This is a genomic window from Xanthomonas sp. D-99 (genome assembly GCF_017746145.1).
Lineage (GTDB): Bacteria > Pseudomonadota > Gammaproteobacteria > Xanthomonadales > Xanthomonadaceae > Xanthomonas > Xanthomonas cissicola.
This window is the reverse complement of sequence record NZ_JAGHWU010000046.1, coordinates 1-20,483: the sequence shown is the minus strand read 5'-3', so window position 1 is coordinate 20,483 and position 20,483 is coordinate 1. Positions and strand designations below refer to the sequence as shown.

15 protein-coding genes and 1 tRNA gene are annotated in these 20,483 nt (G+C 64.0%); 3 read left to right on the top strand and 13 right to left on the bottom strand.

Features of this window, described 5'->3' with window-relative positions; translation table 11 throughout:
• Nucleotides 1-198: 198 nt before the first annotated feature.
• The 9 genes from J7360_RS16055 to thrS form a co-directional block, all read right to left on the bottom strand.
• A tRNA-Pro gene (locus tag J7360_RS16055) sits at nt 199-275 on the bottom strand.
• Between the two features lie 61 nt (nt 276-336).
• On the bottom strand, nt 337-693 hold the full coding sequence (locus J7360_RS16050; protein ID WP_005995911.1) for a MerR family transcriptional regulator: 357 nt from the start codon (nt 691-693) through the stop codon (nt 337-339).
• Entirely contained in the window at nt 674-973 is a 300-nt protein-coding gene (locus J7360_RS16045) for an integration host factor subunit alpha (RefSeq protein WP_002811076.1), read from the bottom strand. The genes J7360_RS16050 and J7360_RS16045 overlap by 20 nt, the downstream gene beginning before the upstream one ends.
• Before the next feature lie 21 nt (nt 974-994).
• On the bottom strand, nt 995-3,373 hold the full coding sequence (gene pheT / locus J7360_RS16040) for a phenylalanine--tRNA ligase subunit beta (protein ID WP_057661212.1): 2,379 nt from the start codon (nt 3,371-3,373) through the stop codon (nt 995-997).
• A 114-nt stretch (nt 3,374-3,487) separates the two neighbouring features.
• A complete protein-coding gene (gene pheS / locus J7360_RS16035; protein WP_007974727.1) occupies nt 3,488-4,483 on the bottom strand; it encodes a phenylalanine--tRNA ligase subunit alpha in 996 nt (331 codons plus the stop codon).
• Between the two features lie 250 nt (nt 4,484-4,733).
• Nucleotides 4,734-5,093, bottom strand: coding sequence for a 50S ribosomal protein L20 (gene rplT, locus J7360_RS16030; protein ID WP_003484828.1), 360 nt, complete (start codon nt 5,091-5,093; stop codon nt 4,734-4,736).
• Nucleotides 5,094-5,103: 10 nt separating this feature from the next.
• A complete protein-coding gene (gene rpmI, locus J7360_RS16025) occupies nt 5,104-5,301 on the bottom strand; it encodes a 50S ribosomal protein L35 (protein ID WP_002811096.1) in 198 nt (65 codons plus the stop codon).
• A gap of 247 nt (nt 5,302-5,548) precedes the next feature.
• Complete coding sequence (infC, locus tag J7360_RS16020; RefSeq protein WP_074053091.1) at nt 5,549-6,076, bottom strand: translation initiation factor IF-3; 528 nt, start codon at nt 6,074-6,076, stop codon at nt 5,549-5,551.
• A gap of 63 nt (nt 6,077-6,139) precedes the next feature.
• Nucleotides 6,140-8,044 (bottom strand): threonine--tRNA ligase, encoded by a 1,905-nt coding sequence (gene thrS / locus J7360_RS16015; protein WP_057661208.1) that lies wholly within the window; start codon nt 8,042-8,044, stop codon nt 6,140-6,142.
• A 320-nt stretch (nt 8,045-8,364) separates the two neighbouring features.
• Between thrS and J7360_RS16010 the strand changes: the two genes are divergently transcribed.
• Complete coding sequence (locus J7360_RS16010) at nt 8,365-9,486, top strand: LacI family DNA-binding transcriptional regulator (RefSeq protein WP_007966013.1); 1,122 nt, start codon at nt 8,365-8,367, stop codon at nt 9,484-9,486.
• 83 nt (nt 9,487-9,569) lie between these two features.
• Here the strand turns inward: J7360_RS16010 and J7360_RS16005 are convergent, their stop codons facing one another.
• The 3 genes from J7360_RS16005 to J7360_RS15995 are packed head-to-tail and all read right to left on the bottom strand — an operon-like array spanning nt 9,570 to nt 14,904.
• Entirely contained in the window at nt 9,570-11,243 is a 1,674-nt protein-coding gene (locus J7360_RS16005) for an alpha-amylase family glycosyl hydrolase (protein WP_209034226.1), read from the bottom strand.
• The gene (locus tag J7360_RS16000) at nt 11,243-12,721 is read right to left on the bottom strand and encodes an MFS transporter (protein ID WP_057661201.1); all 1,479 of its coding nucleotides are present in this window, start codon (nt 12,719-12,721) and stop codon (nt 11,243-11,245) included. Before J7360_RS16000 ends, J7360_RS16005 begins: the two co-directional genes overlap by 1 nt.
• Nucleotides 12,718-14,904: a Six-hairpin glycosidase-like protein gene (locus J7360_RS15995; RefSeq protein WP_209034224.1), complete on the bottom strand. Its 2,187-nt coding sequence runs from the start codon at nt 14,902-14,904 to the stop codon at nt 12,718-12,720. The genes J7360_RS16000 and J7360_RS15995 overlap by 4 nt, the downstream gene beginning before the upstream one ends.
• A gap of 243 nt (nt 14,905-15,147) precedes the next feature.
• On the opposite strand from J7360_RS15995, the gene J7360_RS15990 reads away from it, so the two are divergent.
• A complete protein-coding gene (locus tag J7360_RS15990) occupies nt 15,148-17,229 on the top strand; it encodes a glycoside hydrolase family 97 protein (RefSeq protein WP_057661196.1) in 2,082 nt (693 codons plus the stop codon).
• Here J7360_RS15990 and J7360_RS15985 read toward each other — a convergent pair whose 3' ends face one another.
• A complete protein-coding gene (locus tag J7360_RS15985; protein ID WP_209034222.1) occupies nt 17,230-17,526 on the bottom strand; it encodes a hypothetical protein in 297 nt (98 codons plus the stop codon).
• Nucleotides 17,527-17,543: 17 nt separating this feature from the next.
• Between J7360_RS15985 and J7360_RS15980 the strand changes: the two genes are divergently transcribed.
• Nucleotides 17,544-20,318: a TonB-dependent receptor gene (locus J7360_RS15980; protein WP_209034220.1), complete on the top strand. Its 2,775-nt coding sequence runs from the start codon at nt 17,544-17,546 to the stop codon at nt 20,316-20,318.
• Nucleotides 20,319-20,483: the final 165 nt, after the last annotated feature.

The window sequence follows — 20,483 nt, the reverse complement described above, 5'->3', positions numbered from 1 at the left end:
TTGATCAGACCTTCCTTAGCACCATTGCGTGACCCACGTCCATAGCGAACCGGACTGCAGAACGTGGACGCTGGTGCGCCGTTCATGCTGCATCGCGATATGCCGATATGCATATCCTCCCAGGCGGTCGTAGACACAAAAATGCAATGTTGCGGCGCAACAAAAAAGCCCATGACATGACGTCATGGGCTTGATGTTTGGTCGGGGTAGCCGGATTCGAACCGACGACCACTAGTCCCCCAGACTAGTGCGCTACCAGGCTGCGCTATACCCCGAAGATGCTGCGCTCCGCCGCGAGGGCGGCCTGCGATTATAGCGGCTTTGTGAAACGTTTTCCTAGCGGCGCAGCAGTTGCAGGACTTCTTCCAGCTCCATCCGCACCTGCTTGATGATCTGATTGCTCAGCGCCGACTCGCTCTTGGCGCCATCGCCCTCCAGACGCAGGCGCGCACCGCCGATGGTATAGCCCTGCTCGTACAGCAGCCCGCGGATCTGACGCACCATCAGGACGTCGTGGCGCTGGTAGTAGCGCCGGTTCCCGCGCCGCTTGACCGGCTCCAGGCTGGGAAACTCGGTTTCCCAATAGCGCAGCACATGCGGCTTGACGTCGCATAGCTCGCTCACCTCACCAATGGTGAAATAGCGCTTGGCCGGGATCGGCGGTAGCTCGCGATTACTGCCCGGATCCAGCATAAGCCTCCACCCGTTCCTTGAGTTTCTGGCCGGGGCGGAACGTCACCACCGTCCGTGCCGAGATCGGAATTTCCTCGCCGGTCTTGGGATTGCGACCGGGCCGTTGGTTCTTTCGCCGCAGATCGAAGTTGCCGAAACCCGACAGCTTCACCTGACGGCCCTGCTCCAGCGCATCGCGCAGCACATCGAAGAACGCGTCGACGAATTCCTTTGCCTCACGCTTGTTCAGACCGACCTCGTCGAACAGACGTTCGGCCATCTCCGCTTTCGTCAATGCCATGCCACCCCCCTGGTTACCGCCTCAACTCCGGATCCGGGCGCGATGCTCGCGCTCGATCACGGCCACCACATCGGCGACGACCGCATCGACGTCCCGGTCAGTGAGAGTGCGCGAGTTATCCTGCAAAATCAAGCCCATAGCAAGACTCTTGAAACCTGGCTCGACCCCTTGCCCGACATAGCGGTCGAACAATTGCACCTCACGCAACAATGGCCCGACCGTGGTGCGTACGCTGGCCGACACTGCCGCCCAGCTCACCTCGTCGGGCACCAGGAAGGCCAGATCGCGGCGCACCGAGGGGAAACGCGACAGCTCGCCGGCGCGTGGCAGGGTCCGCTGGACCAGGGGCATTAGCTGCAACTCGAAGGCGATCACGTCCACATTGATGTCCAGCGCCTTGGCCAGACGCGGATGCACCTGCCCGATCCAGCCGATACACACGCCGTCCCGATAGATATCGGCCGACCGGCCCGGGTGCCCGAACGGCTGCGTCGACGGCTGGAACTCCAGCTGCGCGCCACTGGCCGCAGCCAGCGCCATCAGGTCGCCCTTCAGATCGTGGAAATCCACCTTGCGCGCGGGCTCGCCCCACTGCAGCGCCAGCGCATCGCCGCACACCGCCGCGGCAACGTGCTGCGATTCCCCGGGTGCCGCACCGGTTTCGGCCGCGGCCGCGAACACCTTGCCCAATTCGAACAAGCGCACCCGCCCAGCCTGACGTGCAGCATTGCGGCCCAACGTGGCGACCAGGCCCGGCAACAGGCGCGGACGCATGATCGCCAACTCCGCACTGAGCGGGTTCGCCAGCGGCACCAGCCCTTCGGTGAGCTGCCAACGCTCCAGCAAGGCGGCATCGACGAAGGCGTAATTGATGGTTTCTTGCAGCTCGCGCGCCACCAGTTGGCGCCGCACGCTGAGCTCGTCCAGCTGGGTTTCGCTTGGCATCGCGATGCGACTGGCGCCACCAGGCAGCGTGGTCGGCACCCGGTCGTAACCGTGGATACGCGCCAGCTCTTCAATCAGATCTTCTTCGATGGCGATGTCGAAGCGACGGCTCGGCGCCATCACTTCCCAGCCTTCGGCAACCGTCTCGACGTGCATGCCGAGCGCACGCAGCATACGCACGACGTCGGCATCGTCGATCTGGATACCGAGCACGCGTGCAATGCGCGCGCGGCGCAGGCGGATACGCGCCGGCTGCGGCAGATGCTCCGGCAGCTGCGCATGCACCACCGGGCCAGGCGTACCGCCGGCCAGTTCCAGCACCAGGCGCGTGGCCACTTCAATTGCCTGCGGCGGCAATGCCGGATCCACGCCACGCTCGAAGCGATGCCCGGCATCGGTATGCAGGCCGAGTTTGCGGCCGCGCCCCATGATGGCCGCAGGGTCGAAGTACGCCGACTCCAGGAACACATTGCGCGTGGTTTCGGTGACGCGCGTGTCCAGCCCGCCCATCAAGCCGGCCAAAGCAACCGGACGCCCGGCATCGGTAATGGTCAGAAAACTGTCGTCCAGCGTGACCTGGCGCCCGTCCAGCAGCGCCAGCTGCTCGCCAGCGCGGGAACGGCGCACACCGATCGGGCCGTGCAAGGTCTCCAGGTCGAATGCGTGCATCGGCTGGCCCAGCTCCAGCATCACGTACTGGGTGATGTCCACCAGCAACGACACCGGACGCACGCCGCTGCGGCGCAGCCGCTCGGCCAGCCACACCGGCGTCTTGGCGGCCGGGTCGATCCCTTCGATCACCCGACCGCAATAGCGCGGCGCATCCTGACCAGCGTCCAGTTGCACTGCCAGCGTGCGCGTGGACACCGGCGCCACGGCAACGGCGTCGAACGCCACCACTTCGCTGGCGCACGCGGCGGCCACATCGAAGGCGATGCCGCGTACGCTGAAACAATCGGCGCGATTGGGGGTGAGTTTGATCTCGATGCTGGCATCGGGCAGGCCCAGATACTCGGCCAGCGCCTGCCCCACCGGCGCATCGTCCGGCAACTCGAACAGGCCCGACGCATCGCTGTCCAGACCCAGTTCCTTGGCCGAACACAACATGCCGTTGGACGCCACACCGCGCAGCTTGGCCGCAGTGATGGTCAGCTCGCCGATCTTGGCGCCGACCAGCGCCAATGGCGCCACCAGACCCGCACGCGCGTTCGGCGCGCCGCACACGATCTGCAACAGCTCGCCCTGCCCGGCATCGACGCTGCAGACCTGCAGACGATCGGCTTCGGGATGACGCACCGCCTCGACAATACGCGCCACCACCACCTGACCAAGCGACTCGCCCAGCGGCGTGACCTCTTCGACTTCCAGACCGATCGCCGTCAGCGTCGCGGACAGTTCATCGCGCGTGGCCTGGATCGGAACGTGGCTGCGCAGCCAATTTTCAGAGAATTTCATGGAGGGCCGGGATTCGGGAAACGGGATTGGAGATTCGTAAGAAGCAGTCGATGGGCGCGGTGCGGAACAAGGGCGCTGTTGCGAATCCCAAATCCCGAATCACCAATCCCCGCATCAGGCGAACTGCCGAAGAAAACGCACATCGTTCTCGAAGAACGCGCGCAGGTCGTTGACGCCGTAGCGCAGCATCGCGAAGCGCTCCACGCCCAGACCGAAGGCGAAGCCGGTGTAGCGTTCGGGGTCGATGCCGACGCTGCGCAGCACGTTGGGGTGCACCATGCCGCAGCCCAGCACTTCCAGCCAGCGCGTGCTGCCGTCGGGCTGCTGCCAGGCGATATCCACTTCCGCGCCCGGCTCCACGAACGGGAAATAGCTGGGGCGGAAACGCATTTCGAAATCGCGTTCGAAGAACGCACGCACGAACTCGGACAAGGTGCCCTTGAGGTCGGCGAAGTTGGAGTGCTCGTCCACCAACAGGCCTTCGACCTGATGGAACATCGGCGAGTGGGTCTGATCCGAATCGGAGCGATACACCTTGCCGGCCGCGATCATGCGCAGCGGCGGTTTGTGCGCATCCATGTAGCGCACCTGCACGCCCGAGGTATGGGTGCGCAGCAGGCGCCCGTCGCCGAAATAGAACGTGTCGTGCATCGCGCGCGCAGGATGGTGCGGCGGGAAATTCAGCGCTTCGAAGTTGTGCCAGTCGTCCTCGATTTCCGGGCCGTCCGACAGCTCGTAACCGAGCCGGGCGAAGATTTCGACGATGCGCTCCAGCGTGCGCGTCACCGGGTGCAGACCGCCGCGCTCGCTGCGGCGGCCCGGCAAAGTGACGTCGATGCGCTCGCCGGCAAGTCTGGCATCCAGCGCGGCGCTTTCCAGCGTGTGTTTGCGCTCGACCAACGCCGCGGTCAGCGCGTCGCGCGACAGATTGATCGCCTCGCCAGCCGCCTTGCGTTGCTCTGCCGGCAACGTTCCGAGCTGCTTGAGCTGGGCGGTAATACTGCCGCTCTTGCCCAGCAACGCGACGCGCAAGGCTTCCAGTTGGTCCGGCGTCTGCGCCGCGGCAACATCGGCCAGCGCGCGCTCGGTCAGGGATTGAATCTCACTCATTGCACTTGCGCCTCAACTGCTAGCCGAACGGTGTTTCCGGATACACCGGAACGCATTGTCACTGCATTGACCTGTCATCGCCCACGTGGCGACTTCGCTAAAACGCAAAAGGGGAAGGACTCGCGCCCTTCCCCCTGCATATCTGCTTTGTCCTCATCAGAAGCAGGCACAAGAATGTGCAAGCCCCTACGAGAAACTACCCTGTCAAAAGTCCGCACATGGATGTGCGGGCTCTTGCGAGGGACTCGCACTATGCCGCCAGCGCGCCCTTTGCCTTCTCGGCCAGCGCGGCAAAGCCGGCGGCGTCGTGCACGGCGATATCGGCCAGCACCTTACGGTCCAGGGTGATACCAGCCTTGAGCAGGCCATTCATGAAACGGCTGTAGCTCAGGCCGTTGATGCGGGCAGCCGCATTGATGCGGGTGATCCACAGCGAACGGAAATTACGCTTCTTCTGCTTACGGCCAATGTAGGCGTACTGCTGTGCCTTGATGACCGCCTGCTTGGCAACGCGGAAGACCTTGCGGCGAGCGTTGTAGTAACCCTTCGCCAGGGTCAGAATTTTCTTGTGGCGGCGACGCGCCTGCACACCACGCTTTACTCGTGCCATGGTTCAGTCCTCAGAGATAGGGAAGCATACGATCGAGACGGCCCGCGTCCTCGGCACGGACGTGATTCGTCTGCCGCAGGTTGCGCTTCCGCTTAGTCGCTTTCTTCGTGAGGATATGGCTACGGTTTGCGTGGCCGCACTTGTACTTGCCGGAGGCGGTCTTGCGGAAACGCTTGGCCGCCGCCCGGTTGGTCTTGATCTTGGGCATTGCAATGTCCTTGATGGTGTTTTGTCACTGACACGGGCGGCAGTCTTGCGACCACGCTTTCCATCCTTGCCCTTGCCTGCTTGTAAGTCCTTGATCGAACACGATCCGGACAGGTCCTGGTGCCGCTCGCACGGCGCCCCGGCAAAACCGGGCCGCGCAGTCTACCCGTTACCGGGAATTGTTGCAAATCGTTGAGCTTGCGACGCAACGGACCCGTCGGGCCCGTTGCAGCGCCGAATCGGGATCCTCAGACCTTCTTCTTGGGCGCGATCATCATGACCATCTGGCGCCCTTCCAGGCGCGGACGCGACTCGATGACGATATCGTCGCCCAGATCGGCCTCGATCCGCGCCGCCATCTCGCGACCAAGCTCCTGGTGGCTCATTTCACGGCCGCGGAAGCGGATGTTGACCTTGACCTTGTCGCCCTCTTCCAGGAAACGGCGCATGTTGCGCAGCTTGATCTGGTAGTCGCCCTCGTCGGTGACCGGGCGGAACTTGAGTTCCTTGATCTCGACCTGCTTGGTCTTTTTCTTGGCCTCGTTGGCCTTTTTCTGCTGCTCGAACTTGAACTTGCCGAAATCCATGATCTTGCAGACCGGCGGATCGGCCTGCGGCTGGATTTCGACCAGATCCAGGCCTTCTTCTTCGGCCTTGGCGAGCGCTTCGTCGCGCGACAACACGCCGACCATCTCACCGTCGCTGCCGATCACGCGAACGCGCGGCACACGGATTTCTTGGTTCTTGCGGTTCTGTTTGTTGTCAGGGGTACTGATATTGCAATCTCCCAGAGGAATCGAACCGGCGCATCCGGATCATCCAGACCGGCCGGGGTTGGCTCACGCTGCCTGCTCTGCCTGCAGACGTTCGATGAAGGCCGAGACCGTCATGGTCCCAAGATCCTCGCCTGAACGGGTCCGCACGGCGACAGCGCCATTTTCCTTCTCGCGGTCGCCGACCACGAGCAGATATGGCACGCGTTGCAGCGTATGCTCGCGAATCTTATAACCGATCTTCTCGTTACGCAAATCGGCGCTGACACGGAAACCTTGATTTGCAAGGGTTTTCCGCACAGAGTCGACATATTCAGCCTGAGCGTCGGTGATGTTGGCGACAACGACCTGCACCGGGGCCAGCCAGGACGGGAAGGCACCGGCGTGGTGTTCGATCAAAATGCCGATGAAACGCTCCATCGAGCCGACAATGGCCCGGTGCAGCATGACCGGATGCTTCTTCTGGCTGTTCTCGTCCACGTACTCGGCGCCGAGACGGCCCGGCATCATGAAATCGACCTGCATCGTGCCCAGCTGCCAGGTGCGACCGATAGCGTCCTTGAGGTGGTACTCGATCTTGGGGCCGTAGAAGGCGCCCTCGCCCGGCAATTCCTGCCATTCCACCCCGCACACGCCCAGCGCGCTGCGTAGCGCGGACTCGGCCTTGTCCCAGGTGGCATCGTCGCCCAGGCGCTTTTCCGGACGCAGCGCAATCTTGATCTGGATGTCGTCGAAGCCGAACGCGGTGTAGACCGCCAGCGCCTGCTGGTGGAAGGCGGTGACTTCGGATTCGATCTGCGATTCCAGGCAGAACACGTGCCCGTCGTCCTGGGTGAAGCCGCGCACGCGCAGGATGCCATGCAGCGCACCGGAGGGCTCGTTGCGGTGGCAGGCGCCGAACTCGCCGTAGCGGATCGGCAGGTCGCGGTAGCTATGTAGGCCCTGGTTGAACACCTGCACGTGGCCGGGGCAGTTCATCGGCTTGACTGCGTAGGTGCGCTTCTCCGATTCGGTGAAGAACATGGCGTCCTGGTAGTTGTCCCAGTGGCCGGATTTCTGCCACAGCGACACGTCCAGGATCTGCGGGCAGCGCACTTCGCCGTAGCCGCTGTCGCGGTAGACCTTGCGCATGTACTGCTCGACCACCTGCCACAGCGACCACCCCTTGGGGTGCCAGAACACCAGGCCGGGCGCTTCTTCCTGCAGGTGGAACAGGTCCTGCGCCTTGCCGATGCGGCGATGGTCGCGCTTGTCGGCTTCTTCCATGCGCAGGATGTAGGCGTCCAGCTGTTTCTTGTCGGCCCAGGCGGTGCCGTAGATGCGCTGCAGCTGCTCGTTCTTGGCGTCGCCGCGCCAGTAGGCGCCGGAGATGCGGGTCAGCTTGAACGCCTTGAGGAAACGCGTATTCGGCACGTGCGGGCCGCGGCACATGTCCACGTATTCCTGGTGGTAGTACAGGCCCATCGCGGTGATGTCCTCGGACATGTCCTCGATCAGGCGCAGCTTGTACTCCTCGCCGCGCTGGGCGAATACCTCGATCACTTCCGCACGCGGAGTGACCTTCTTGATCACGTCGTAATCCTGCGCGATCAGCTCCTGCATGCGCTGCTCGATCGCGGCCATGTCTTCGGGCGTGAACGGGCGCTCGCTGTAGATGTCGTAGTAGAAGCCTTCGGCGATGACCGGGCCGATCACCATCTTGACCTCGGGATACAGCTGCTTGACCGCGTGCCCGACCAGGTGGGCGCAGGAGTGGCGGATGATCTCCACGCCCTCGGCGTCCTTGGCAGTGATGATGCGCAGGCTGGCGTCATGGTCGATGACGTCGCTGGCATCGACCAGCTGGCCATCGACCTGGCCGGCGATGGTGGCCTTGGCCAGGCCGGCGCCGATCGACTGGGCGACCTGCATCACCGAGACGGGGGATTCGAATTCGCGGCGGCTGCCGTCGGGGAGCGTGATGTTGATCATGGGCAAGAATGAGGTCTGGTCTGGCTGCAGCGGTCGGCTGCCATGGGAGATCTGGCCATTGCTGGACAGGCTCGGAGGAGGTTGCGGGACGTGAGGCAAAACGGCGCCATGCAGGCGCCCTGCGCGCTGGCGCAGGCAAGATCAGCGGTGGGCGGTGGTAGTGCTCATGTCGCACGCTGGGCCGGCGCGGGGCGCGGGCCACCTTCTCGCAGGGGGTCTTGGGCATGAATGGTAAACCAATCAGCCCGCCGCTGCGTACGACGGCGCGGCGCTGGCGGCGCATGGCATGATGCCGGCCACTTGTCCTGCCGTTGCCAACCATGACCATCAAGGGTAAAGCCACCTCGCTGGATATCGCCTACCTGGCCGGCGTGTCGCAGCCGACCGTGTCGCGCGCACTGCGCGGCAGCCCGATGGTCAACGAGGAAACCCGCAAGCGCATCCTGCGCATCGCCCGCGAGCTGAACTACAAGGTCGACAAGAACGCCTCCTCGCTACGGCTGCGCAATGCCGGCACGCTGGCACTGCTGTTCTTCGAAGACCCCACTGCCGACGACTCGCTGATCAACCCGTTCTTCCACTCGATGCTGGGCTCGATAACCCGTGCCTGCGCGCTGCAGGGCTACGACCTGCTGGTGTCGTTCCAGCAGTTGTCCAAGGATTGGCAGGCCGATTACGAAGACAGCAACAAGGCCGACGGCATCATCCTGCTGGGCTATGGCGACTATCAGGAATCGCGCCAGCGGCTGCAGCTGCTGGTCGAGCAGGGCACCCACTTCGTGCGCTGGGGCGCGGCCCTGCCCGGCCAGCCCGGCATTTCGATCGGCAGCGACAATTACCAGGGCGGGCTGGACATTACCGACCATCTGCTGGCGCAGGGCTGCCGGCGCATCGCGTTCCTCGGACACGCGTCCAACCACTACCCCGAATTCGAAGAACGCTACCGCGGCCATGCCACTGCGCTGGCGCAGCACGGCCTCGCAGCCGACCCGGCGCTGCAGTTCGATGCGATCACCACCGAGTTGTCCGGTTACTCCGCGTGCCTGGCATTGCTGGACAGCGGCAATGCATTCGATGCGGTGTGCGCAGCCAGCGACCTGATCGCCATCGGTGCGATGCGCGCCCTGCGCGAGCGCGGCCTGCGGGTGCCGCAGGACGTGGCGGTCAGCGGCTTCGACGATATTGCATTGGCCGCGTCGGTTGCGCCGGCGTTGTCGACCGTGCAGCAGGACACCAAGCAGGCCGGCACGCTACTGGTGGAAAGTCTGGTTGCCTTGATTCGCGGCGAGGCGGCGCAGAGCCGCACGATTCCGGTGCGCCTGGCGCTACGCGATTCCTCGCGCAGCAGCGGGCTGCAGCCGCCACTGGGTTGGGCGCCGTCCGGCGCAGAGGCAGGCGATGCGACGACGGGTCGAGCGGCGGACGGGGCGGTCAGGCGCTGATTCGGGATTGGGGCCCAGGACAGCGCGCCAGTTGGGGCGCGACGGGGCGTTACCGATCATGCCGCAGCGGCCCGGCTGCGCTCCTACCTGTTGCGCGCATCGCGCGCGGCTTGCTCGGCCATCTGCAGATCGAGCTGCTTGCGCAGGGCCGGGTCGGTGATCGGTGCATCCGAGAGCAACACGCGTACGCCGTGCGCCGGCACCTGCGCCACTAACCTGCGTTGCACCTGCAGCTGCTCGCCACTCACCGCATCGCGCCAGCTGCCAGGCTGCAGGAAGCGTTTCACTTCGATGCTTGCGGCCGTATCGGCCTTGTTGAGCAGCACCAATGCGGTTTGGGTTGTACCAGCATGCTGATAGACGCGCAGGAACGCGGCTTGATTGCCGTGCAACTGCGCATCGAGCTGTACGCCACGCTGCAATGCCGGGGTGTTGCGACGCACCTGGGCGATGCGTTGCAGCGGGCCGAAGATCGGGCTCTGCGGTGCGCTGCGAATGCGCTCGACGCCGAAGTAATTACGGTTGCCGGCATGTTCGGCACGCCCACGCATGAAGCCGATTTCCGAGCCGTAATAGATCACCGGAATGCCGCGGGCGGTGAATAACCAGTTGTGCGCGTCGATAAATCCGTTATCGCTGGCATCCAGACGCGCCATGTCGTGGTTGTCGTAGAAGCTCATCAACGCGTAGGGGTTCGCATAGGGCCCTTGACGCAGGAACAGGGGCGCGGCGAGTTTTTCGAAGCCGGCCTGTTCATGACCGAAGACCGCGGCAAGCTGCTGTTTCAGCGGGAAATCCAGCACGCTGACGCCGGCATTGCGCGTCCAGGTATGCCCAGCGATCTTGTCGGCGTCGTAATCGAAGGCTTCGCCGAACATGAAAAAGCCAGGGCGTTTTTCACGCATGCGCGCCACGAAGGCATGCCAGAAGCGATCCGGCATCCAGCCGATGGTATCGATGCGAAACGCATCGGCGCCCTGCTCCATCCACTGCAGGTATGCGCCGGCCAGATAATCCAGCACCGCCGGATTGTTTTCGTTGAGGTCGGACAATTCCGCCAGGCCGCCGCCGGTGTTGTAGAAGGCATGCAATGGGTTGTGCTGCGGATCCAGTTGCGCGGGCGCAAGATTCTGGTGATCGGCGAGCAGGCGCCCCTGTGCATCGTAGAGCTTGCCAAAGCCGGGTTGCGCCTGCGGCATGGTGTAGGCCGGCGAACCATGGTTCCCTACGATGTCCAACACGACCTTTAGCTTGCTGGCGTGCATGGCGCGCGTAAAGCCGGCGAAATCCAGGCCCGGGCTGGGCAGATGTTCGTCGAGCTTGTAGAAGTTGACGCCCCAATAGCCGTGATAGCCAGTCTTGCCATGATCGCTGAGCGTGCTGCCGCAGGTGATCGGCTTGCCACCGGTAAACGCTTCGTCGGGGTTGTCGACGATCGGGGTGATCCACACCGCCCCGAAGCCCAGGTCGCGGATGTAATCGGCATGCTCGACGATGCCTTTGAAGTCGCCACCGAGATAGCCGATGTTGTCCTCGCTGCCGTCGGCGCATGGTGTGGGCACATCGAAGCTGCGATGCGCACCGCCCTGATCGCGATGGTCGTTGCCGGTATCGCCGTTGACGAAGCGGTCGGTCACCACGAAGTACACCGCCTCGGCGGCGAACGGCTCCAGGGTGCCGTAATAGTCCTTGGCAGCAGGCGCCGCCGTCGCCGCGCCTGCGTACATCGTCAACGCTACATACATCGCACTGCGCATCATTGCCCTCCCGAGGCCACTGGAACCCGCGCCACGCACACGCCCGCAATCAACAGGCTGAGCCCGCCAATGGCCAATGCATAGATCGGTTGCCCGCCCAGCCACACGCGCAGCACAAAGCCTAGCGCGCTGGCCGCGACCAACTGCGGAATCACGATAAAGAAATTGAAGATGCCCATGTACACGCCCATCTTTGGAGCGGGCACGCTGTCTGACAGCAAGGCATACGGCAGCGACAGGATCGAGGCCCAGGCGAAGCCGACGCCCAGCATCGACAGCAGCAACCACTGCGGGTCGCGGATGACCAGCATCGACAACAAGCCGGCGGCACCCAGCCACAGATTGCACAGATGGCTCCAGCGCAAGCCGATCGCACGCACCAGCAGCGGAATCACCACTGCAGCCAATGCCGCAAACCCGTTATAGGCGCCGAACAACACGCCGACCCAGTTTGCGCCATCGTTGTAGGCCGCCGAAGCGGTGTCGCTCGCACCGAAATGCACCTGCGTCACTGCAGCAGTGGTGTAGATCCACATCGCAAACAAGGCAAACCACGAGAAGAACTGCACCCAGGCCAGGCGACGCATCGTCATCGGCATGCTGCGCACGTCCCGCACGATCGCCACCAGCATGCTGGTGGCGGGCAACATGCGGGCCAAGGCAAGCAGGACGCCGTAGGCGCAACACAACCCGGCCAGCACATACAGCATGCGGTCGCCGTGCTGCCAGGCGATGGCCGCGGCGAGCAGCGCGCCCAGACCGCACCACAGCACGCTCGCCATGGATGTCGGCGCCATGCCAGTGCTTGCCACCTGCGCGAGAGGCGGATGCGCATCGTCAAAACCGGCAAGCTGCTCTGGGCTGTACTCGCGCGTGCGCAGTACGGTCCAGGTGATCGACAGGAACAGCACCGCTGCACCGAGGTAGAACGCGTAGCGCACGCTGTCGGGCAACTGGCCTGGCGGCGCGGTGTTGGCAATGCCCCAATGGGTCAGCAGCCAGGGCAGAAAACTCGCGACGATCGCGCCGACGCCGATGAAGAAGCTCTGCATTGCATAGCCGGTCGGCCGTTGCGACGGCGGCAACTGGTCGCCCACCAGCGCACGGAACGGCTCCATCGAGATGTTGATCGATGCATCCAGCACCCACAGCGTGCCGGCGGCCACCCAGAGCATCGGCGCGTTGGGCATCACCAGCAAGGCCAGCGTGGTAAAGACAGCGCCCACCATGAAATAGGGACGCCGGCGACCCCACCGAGTCCAGGTACGATCGGACAGGTAACCGATGACCGGCTGCACGATCAGGCCGGTGAGCGGTGCAGCAATCCACAGGCCGGGCACGTCGTCGACCTGCGCGCCCAGGGTCTGGAAGATACGGCTGGCATTGGCGTTCTGCAGTGCGAAGCCGAACTGGATGCCGAGAAAGCCGAAGCACATGTTCCAGATCTGCCAGAAATCCAAGCGTGGCTTGGCGTTCATGGCGCAACCTCCACGCGTGCTGCAGGCCCGACCAACAACGCACTGACCTGCGCCGCATTGACCACGCCATCGCGGCCGCCGCGGCCGCCGTTGTACTGCGCAAAGTGCGCCAACGCGCTCATGTTGAAGCCGTTCTCGAGCCGGAACGTGCAGGCCTGCCCCGCCACCGCATCGAAAGTGACCTGCGTGGAGAGCTGCTCGCCCACGCTATGCGGCATCACGATGACCTGCGATTGCGCGGGTTTGCCTGGGCATTCCAGCACCAGCTGTTTGACCGCGGCGGTGACCCCGGTATTGATCGGGCCGTTGTCGTTGCGGTAACGCAGCGACACCCGATGCACGCCTGCACGTGCCGGACGCCAGCTCCAGCGCTGGCTGCCTGGCAACTGCTGCAGTGGGCCGAGCGTCAACGATGGGCTATGCAGCGACTCCAGACCATCGCGCCGCCGGGTCAGGCTGAGCACATGCAGCAGGCCATCGTCGGGAAGATCCCAGTGCGCGCTGGCATCGAGTGCGCGGCCGTCCAGATACAGCGTTGTTCCTTCCGGAATACCGATGCGATACGTGTTGCCGATCTGTTGCGCGACCGGCGCCTGTGGCGTCTGCGGTGCGAACACCTGCTCCGGTCGCGGTGGCGGCGTGAGGTCGGTATTGCGCCCAACCAACTGCACCAGCGTGGTCTGACCCTGCCGTTCGATGCGTCCTGCCACCAGCAACTCGCCGGTATCGTTTGCCGGGCGCTGCAGCACGTACCGTCGTGCGCCCTGTTCCAGCACGATCTGCTTGGCCTCGCCAAACAACAGGGGTAGCAAGGACCGCGGCAACTTCGGCTGTACGTTGCCATCGGCCGACAGGCCGAACACACCCTCCCGCACTGCAGACAGATAACCCGCCACCGACCACAGCTGGCGTGGCGAGTTCACCACCGGGCCACTGCGTGCGCCCTCTTCCACGTGCACCGCAAGGCTCTGCATCTCGTAGTTTTCCATGTTGGAGCCCGCCAGCGCGCTACCGCGCATCAGCGATTGCAACTCCAACGCGATGCGTGGTGCGTCATCCAGGGTGCGTGCGGCGCGTAGCGCATAGGCACTGACGAACGGCCAGACAGCGCGGTTGTGGTAGATCGGCTGCACTGCCTCTTGCGGCCACACCACCGGGCTGCCACCCGCGACCATCGGGTAAGTGCGCAACGCAAGGCGTGCCCGCTGTGGCGGAAACACATCGGCCAGCACGCCCAGCGAGAGGCCGAGCAGATCCACCTTGGCGTAGCGCACCGGATGCGCTGCGCTGCCGAGATAACTGACGTATTGGCTGCTGCGCGCATCCCAGAAACGCCTGTCGATGGCCTGGCGCAGTGCATCGGCCCACTGCGCGTACTGCGCAGCGCGTGCATCGCCATGCTGGCGCGCCACCTGTTCGGCCAGCCGCAATGCCTGGTAATGCAGCACGTTGGTGGAGAGCGCAAAGGATTCGGCAATGAAGCGCACGTCCTCGCGCGTCCAGTCCGGGTAGGTCTGTTCTCGCCAATCCAGAAACGAGGTTTCGCCGCGGTAGAGGCCGATCTGCGCATCGAACACCGCATCGCGGTCCTGCGCGATCGTTGCCTGTAGCGCCTGCCAGACCTGTTCGGCAAACGGTTTGTCGTCCAGCAGGCCGCGTGCGGCGAGGAACCATACCACTCGGTCGCTGCTGATCGGCCAGCTGCCGCCGGAGCCGGTGTCCTGCGCCACGAACAGTCCCGGCGTGCGCCCATCGCGTGCGGCAGAGAGCTTGAAGCGCAGTGCATTGCGCGTGCGCTCCGGCTCCAGCTGCGCCAACGCAAGATCGGCCGCAAAACTGACATCGCGCGTCCACACGTAGGGCCAGCGCTCGCCGGTTTCGAAGCAGGCGCACGGCACCGGCTTGCCATCGTTGAAGGCGGGGTCGCGGATCGCCTCGACCCGGTCATCGGCCATTTCCTGCTGTGCCAGCGCGAACAAGGCGTCGAAAAGCGGGCTGGCTGTGTGCGTTCGCATCGGTTGTGCCGCAATGCGGCGTTCGCCTTGCGGCCAGCGCAACACGAAGCTGCCATCGTCCAACGCCTGCGCTTGGGCCCGGCGTCCTTGAAATTCCAGTTCGTCGGCCAGCGCCGGCGAGCTTGCCACAACGCCCAGCGTTGCAGCCATGCAGATCATCTTCAACATCGAAGCGGCAAGACAGCTTGCGCCGTCGGCCTTCCTCCCTCGTTGCACGCGTTGTGGTGCGCGGCACGGACGTGCCACGGGCGCGGACCCTCCCAGGTGCCGTGGCGCCATGGTAGACGCGCACTTCGCTGTTCCGCACCACTGCATACGTATTCATGGGTTTCCAGCAGTGCGCACCACGGCGCATCCACTGCGAGGCACTGCATAGTCACTGCTTGCGCAACGGTCACCTTGGGAGGGGATATGCCGCTGTCTTCACGTCGAGCGCACTCGACACTGGGCGCCGCATGGATCGCCCAGCTGCTGGTCCTCACGCTGTTCGGCGGTGCTGCGCCGCAGCTGCATGCCGAAGTCACCACCGTCAGCGTGGAGTCGCCGAACAAGGTGTTGCAGGTCAGCCTGGACGTGGATGGCGGCACGCCTTATTACCGCGTGCAGCGCCTGGGCGAGGCGGTGGTGCAACGCTCGCGGCTGGGCTTCGAGCTACGCGACGGCCGGCTGGACCGCGGCATGGTCGTACTTGCACAGACACGTCAAAGTCACGACGACACCTGGGAGCAGCCCTGGGGCGAAACGCGGCTGGTGCGCAATCACTACAACGAATTGCGCGTGAGCCTGGGCGAGCGCGACGGTGCGCAGCGCACCTTCGAGGTGATCTTCCGCGTCTACGACGACGGGCTGGGCCTGCGCTATCACTTCCCCAAGCAAGCAGGTATGCGCGAGGCAGTCATCGACGAGGAAGTAACCGAATTCGCCATCGCGCAACCTGCCGATGCGTGGTGGATTCCCGCAGGCGAGCCGATCCACTACGAATATCTGTATCGGCACACGCCGTTGAACCAGGTTGCACTGGCGCATACGCCACTCACGCTGCGCACCGACAGCGGGCTGCACATCGCACTGCATGAAGCGGCCTTGGTCGACTACGCCGGCATGTGGCTGCGCCGCACCGACAACCAGCGCCTGCGCGCGCAGCTGTCGCCGGCGGCCGAAGGCTGGAAGGTACGCCGCAGCCTGCCCTTCGATACGCCATGGCGCACGCTGCAGATCGCCGATCAGGCCACCGGCCTGGTGGAATCCAACCTCATCCTCAACCTCAACGAGCCCAATGTGCTGGGCGAGGTGAGCTGGATCAAGCCATCCAAGTATGTGGGCGTGTGGTGGTCGATGCATCTCAATCAACAGACCTGGGCCACTGGCCCCAAACACGGCGCAACCACCGCGACGACAAAACGCTATATCGACTTCGCCGCCGACCACGGCTTTCGCGGCGTGCTGGTCGAAGGCTGGAATCCCGGCTGGGACGGGGAATGGTTCGGCAATGGCGGCAGCTTCGATTTCACCCGGCCCACGCCGGATTTCGACCTGCCCGCACTCAGCAAGTACGCCGCCGGCAAGGGCGTACACCTGATCGGCCATCATGAAACCGGGTGCGCAGTGGACCATTACGAAGATCAAATCGCCGAAGCGATGGACTTGTATGCGCGCTTCGGCGTGGACTCGGTCAAGACCGGCTATGTCTGCGACGACGGCCAGGTGGAGCGGCGCAATCCCGCGGGCGGCACGCCGCTGCGCGAATGGCACGATGGGCAATGGATGGCGCGTCACCACCTGCACGTGGTGCAGGAAGCAGCGCAACGCCACATCGCGGTCAATGCGCACGAGCCGATCAAGGACACCGGGCTGCGCCGTACCTATCCCAACTGGATCTCGCGCGAAGGCGCGCGTGGCATGGAATACAACGCCTGGGGCCAGCCGCCCAATCCGCCCGAGCACGAAGTCAACCTGGTGTTTACCCGGCTGCTCGCAGGGCCGATGGATTACACGCCTGGCATCGTCAGCCTGAAGGGCCGCAACGGCCAGGCGATTCCCAGCACGTTGGCGCGTCAGTTGGCGCTGTATGTGACGCTCTACAGCCCGATCCAGATGGCCGCCGATCTGCCCGAGCACTATCTGCAACACCGCGACGCGTTTCGCTTCATCGAAGACGTGGCAGTGGACTGGGACCAGACCCGTGCGCTGAATGGCGAGGTAGGCGATTACGTCACCATCGCACGCAAGGACCGGCATAGCCGCGACTGGTTCCTGGGCAGCATCACCGACGAACACGGCCGCCTGCTGCAGGTGCCGCTGGGCTTTCTCGAACCCGGCGTTCGCTACACCGCGCAGATCTATCGCGATGGCGACGGCGCGGACTATGCCAGCAACCCGTTCGCCTTCGTGCGCGAAGAACGTCAGGTCAGCAGTGCCGATACGTTGGAGCTACGTCTGGCACCGGGCGGTGGTCAGGCCATTCGCTTTGTTCCGATGGGTGGCAAACGCTGACTACGCCATCGCGTGGGCGCCGGCATGCACAGCCGGCGCGATCGATTGCACGGCGCAGCGCTCGTACCGCTGCTGCGCATCGCGCACCATGTCGTTACCGAGCGCAATCACCGTGCTGTCGCCGGCATGGCCCTGGATGGAATCGATTTCATCGCGCAACACCGCAGTGAATACGTATGCAGTGCACGTTTGCACCCAGGTGCCGTGTCTACCATACGTCGCAGTCGCGTAACGTCCATCGTGGCGCGCGACGCATGACATCCAGGCATCTGCCGGATCAAAAATCAGAAACAACATGTACCTGGGAGGGGAAAATGTTGAAACACAAGCGCTCCGCGCTGAGTATCGCCCTGGCTGTTGCCATGGCACCGACATGGGTAGCCGCGCAAACGGCAGCGCCTGCACAAGCAAGCGACGCCCAACAAGGCGCGTCCGAACAGACTGCTGGTGCGGTCACCGACCTGGACAAGGTCCAGGTCACCGGCCTGCGCCGCGCAATCGAAGGCGCCATCTCGGTCAAGCGCGACTCCACGTCGATCGTGGAAGCCATCTCGGCCGAAGACATCGGTCGCCTGCCGGACGTCAGTATCGCCGAATCGCTGGCGCGCCTGCCCGGCCTGGCTGCGCAACGCGTTGCCGGCCGTGCGCAGGTCATCAGCGTGCGCGGCCTGTCGCCGGACTTTTCCACCACGCTGCTCAACGGGCGCGAAGTGGTCAGCACCGGCGACAACCGCAGCGTGGAATTCGACCAATACCCGTCCGAACTGGTCAGCGGCGTCACCGTCTACAAGACCCCCGATGCCGGCCTGGTCGGTCAAGGCTTGTCGGGCACCGTGGACATGCAGACCGCCCGCCCGCTGAGCTACAACGAGCGCGTGATCGCCATCGGTGGCCGCTATCAGCGCAATTCCTTGGGCAAGGCCGCCAACGTCGACCCGTACGGCAACCGCTTCAATGTCAGCTACATCGACCAATTCGCAGACCGCACCATCGGCCTGACCATCGGTTACGCGCACACCGACATGCCGATCCAGGAAAACCAGGTGGGCCTGTACGAACCGTGGCAGCAGGTCAACGCGCAGCGCCAGCGTCCTGGCGTCAGCGACGGTGTGTATTTCTCCGACGGCATCAAGGCCTTGCGACGCACCGGCAATCAGAAGCGCGACGGCGTCATGGCCACGCTGCAGTATCGCCCGTCCAATGCCTGGACCAGCACGCTCGATGCCTTCCACACCGAAGCCGAGCAGATCGACACCGCCAACCAGTTCGAGCTCAACCTGAGCAACTACAATGGCGGCTACACGCCCGGCCTGAACATCAGCAACGTGCGCGTCAACGATAGCAATACCTTCATCGGCGGCGATGCCAGCGGCGTCTATCCGTTGGTGCGCGGCATGTACAACAAGCGCGAAGACAAGATCGACGCCTTTGGCTGGAACAACGAAATCACAGCCGGCGCCGTCAAGATCGTCGCGGACCTGAACTACTCCAAGGCCACTCGCGACGAACTGAACCTGGAAAACAATCTTCAGCGCGCCCCCATGCCGCAGCTGGACACCGTGGGCGTGTCGGTTGTCGGCAACGGCTTTTCGCAGCTGTCGCCGGGCATGAATTATTCCAATCCGGATGAGCTGTTCCTCACCAACACCATCTACGGCTCCGGCTACGGTAAGGTGCCGCGCGTGGAAGACGTGCTAAAGGGCGCGCGCCTGCAGGCCAGCTTCCCGATGCCCGAAGCGCTGAGCTGGTTCTCGGATCTGGATGTGGGCATCAACTACGCCGATCGCGAAAAGCAGAAGACCCAGCCCGAAGGCAATATCACCCTGGGCGCACAGGGCGAGGCCACGGTGGCGGCGGACCTGCAGTACGCACCGGTCAATCTCGGCTTCGCCGGTCTCGGTTCCCTGCCAGCATGGAATGTGCCGGCCACGGTGGCGCGCTACATGGTGTTCAACCCCAGCGACGACGCCTCGTTCCTGGTGTCCAAGGCCTGGACGGTGGAAGAAAAAATCACCACCGCCTGGCTGCGCGCCAATATCAATACCGAGTGGGGCGAAGTGGGTGTGCGCGGCAATATTGGCGTGCAGTTGCAATGTGCAGACCAGTCCTCGCAGGCCAACTACTGGGACGCCTCGCAGCCGGCCGGTAGCGAGGTGCGGCCCATCGACGATGGCAAGACCTATCGCGACTGGCTGCCCAGCCTGAACCTGGCATTCCAGTTCCCGTACGAGCAGACGTTGCGCTTTGCGATGGCCAAGCAGGTCGCACGCCCGCGCGTGGATCAACTGCGTGCCTCGCTGGAATTCGGTGTCGACACCTCGACCGGGCGCCCCGGCGCCAGCGGCGGCAACCCCATGCTCGATCCGTGGCGCGCCAACGCCCTGGACATCTCCTACGAGAAGTATTTTGCCGACCGCGCTTACGTGGCCGCGGCGTTCTTCTACAAGGACCTCAAGAGCTACATCTACACCCAGAGCCGCGACAACTACGATTTCTCCGCACTGGTGGCCGGCTACGTGCCGCCGCCGGGCTCTGCCCCGGTGCTGACCACCGGCACCTTCAGCGCCCCGTTCAACGGCAAGGGCGGCACCTTGCGCGGCGTCGAACTCACCGCCTCGCTGCCGCTGGAGCTGATCTTCGCGCCGTTGCAAGGCTTCGGCATCCAGGCCAGCGCCACCTTCAACGACAGCGACGTCAAGATCCGCGACCCGGAAAGCGCCTCCAGCGTGGGCGACGGTGAGATCAGTCTGCCCGGCTTGTCCAAGCGCGTCTACAACCTGACCGCCTACTACGAGCACAAGGGCTTCGAAGCGCGTGTCAGCCAGCGTCGGCGCTCGGACTTCATCGGCGAAATCGGCAATTTCAACGGCAACCGCACGCTGCGCTACGTGGTCGGCGAAAACATCACCGACGCACAAATCAGCTACAACTTCAGCGAAGCCAGCAGCCTGTCCGGCTTGACCCTGCTGCTGCAGGCCAGCAACCTCAGCAACTCGCCGTATCGCACGTACGCAGAAACCAAGGACCGCCCGCTGGAATACATCGAATGGGGCGGCGCGTTTGTGCTGGGTGTGAATTACAAGTTCTGAGCCATGGCAGAAACCAATAGCGGGCTGTTAGGGAAGGTCTGAACAACGAGACCTGACAGGGCGGAAGGTGGCGTCGTTCCGAAGAGTGGCTTTTGGAACTTCGGAATTTCGCCATTTCTGGCGCTTTCCGCGGGAATTTCCCGGTTCACAGACGCACGCTCCCCA

What these genes read in the sequence shown, in the direction of transcription:
- J7360_RS16050 (WP_005995911.1), bottom strand. Translation starts at nt 693, where the DNA reads ATGCTGGATCCGGGCAGTAATCGCGAGCTACCGCCGATCCCGGCCAAG.
- J7360_RS16045 (WP_002811076.1), bottom strand. Translation starts at nt 973, where the DNA reads ATGGCATTGACGAAAGCGGAGATGGCCGAACGTCTGTTCGACGAGGTC.
- pheT (WP_057661212.1), bottom strand. Translation starts at nt 3,373, where the DNA reads ATGAAATTCTCTGAAAATTGGCTGCGCAGCCACGTTCCGATCCAGGCC.
- pheS (WP_007974727.1), bottom strand. Translation starts at nt 4,483, where the DNA reads ATGAGTGAGATTCAATCCCTGACCGAGCGCGCGCTGGCCGATGTTGCC.
- rplT (WP_003484828.1), bottom strand. Translation starts at nt 5,093, where the DNA reads ATGGCACGAGTAAAGCGTGGTGTGCAGGCGCGTCGCCGCCACAAGAAA.
- rpmI (WP_002811096.1), bottom strand. Translation starts at nt 5,301, where the DNA reads ATGCCCAAGATCAAGACCAACCGGGCGGCGGCCAAGCGTTTCCGCAAG.
- thrS (WP_057661208.1), bottom strand. Translation starts at nt 8,044, where the DNA reads ATGATCAACATCACGCTCCCCGACGGCAGCCGCCGCGAATTCGAATCC.
- J7360_RS16010 (WP_007966013.1), top strand. Translation starts at nt 8,365, where the DNA reads ATGACCATCAAGGGTAAAGCCACCTCGCTGGATATCGCCTACCTGGCC.
- J7360_RS16005 (WP_209034226.1), bottom strand. Translation starts at nt 11,243, where the DNA reads ATGCGCAGTGCGATGTATGTAGCGTTGACGATGTACGCAGGCGCGGCG.
- J7360_RS16000 (WP_057661201.1), bottom strand. Translation starts at nt 12,721, where the DNA reads ATGAACGCCAAGCCACGCTTGGATTTCTGGCAGATCTGGAACATGTGC.
- J7360_RS15995 (WP_209034224.1), bottom strand. Translation starts at nt 14,904, where the DNA reads ATGTTGAAGATGATCTGCATGGCTGCAACGCTGGGCGTTGTGGCAAGC.
- J7360_RS15990 (WP_057661196.1), top strand. Translation starts at nt 15,148, where the DNA reads ATGCCGCTGTCTTCACGTCGAGCGCACTCGACACTGGGCGCCGCATGG.
- J7360_RS15985 (WP_209034222.1), bottom strand. Translation starts at nt 17,526, where the DNA reads ATGTTGTTTCTGATTTTTGATCCGGCAGATGCCTGGATGTCATGCGTC.
- J7360_RS15980 (WP_209034220.1), top strand. Translation starts at nt 17,544, where the DNA reads ATGTTGAAACACAAGCGCTCCGCGCTGAGTATCGCCCTGGCTGTTGCC.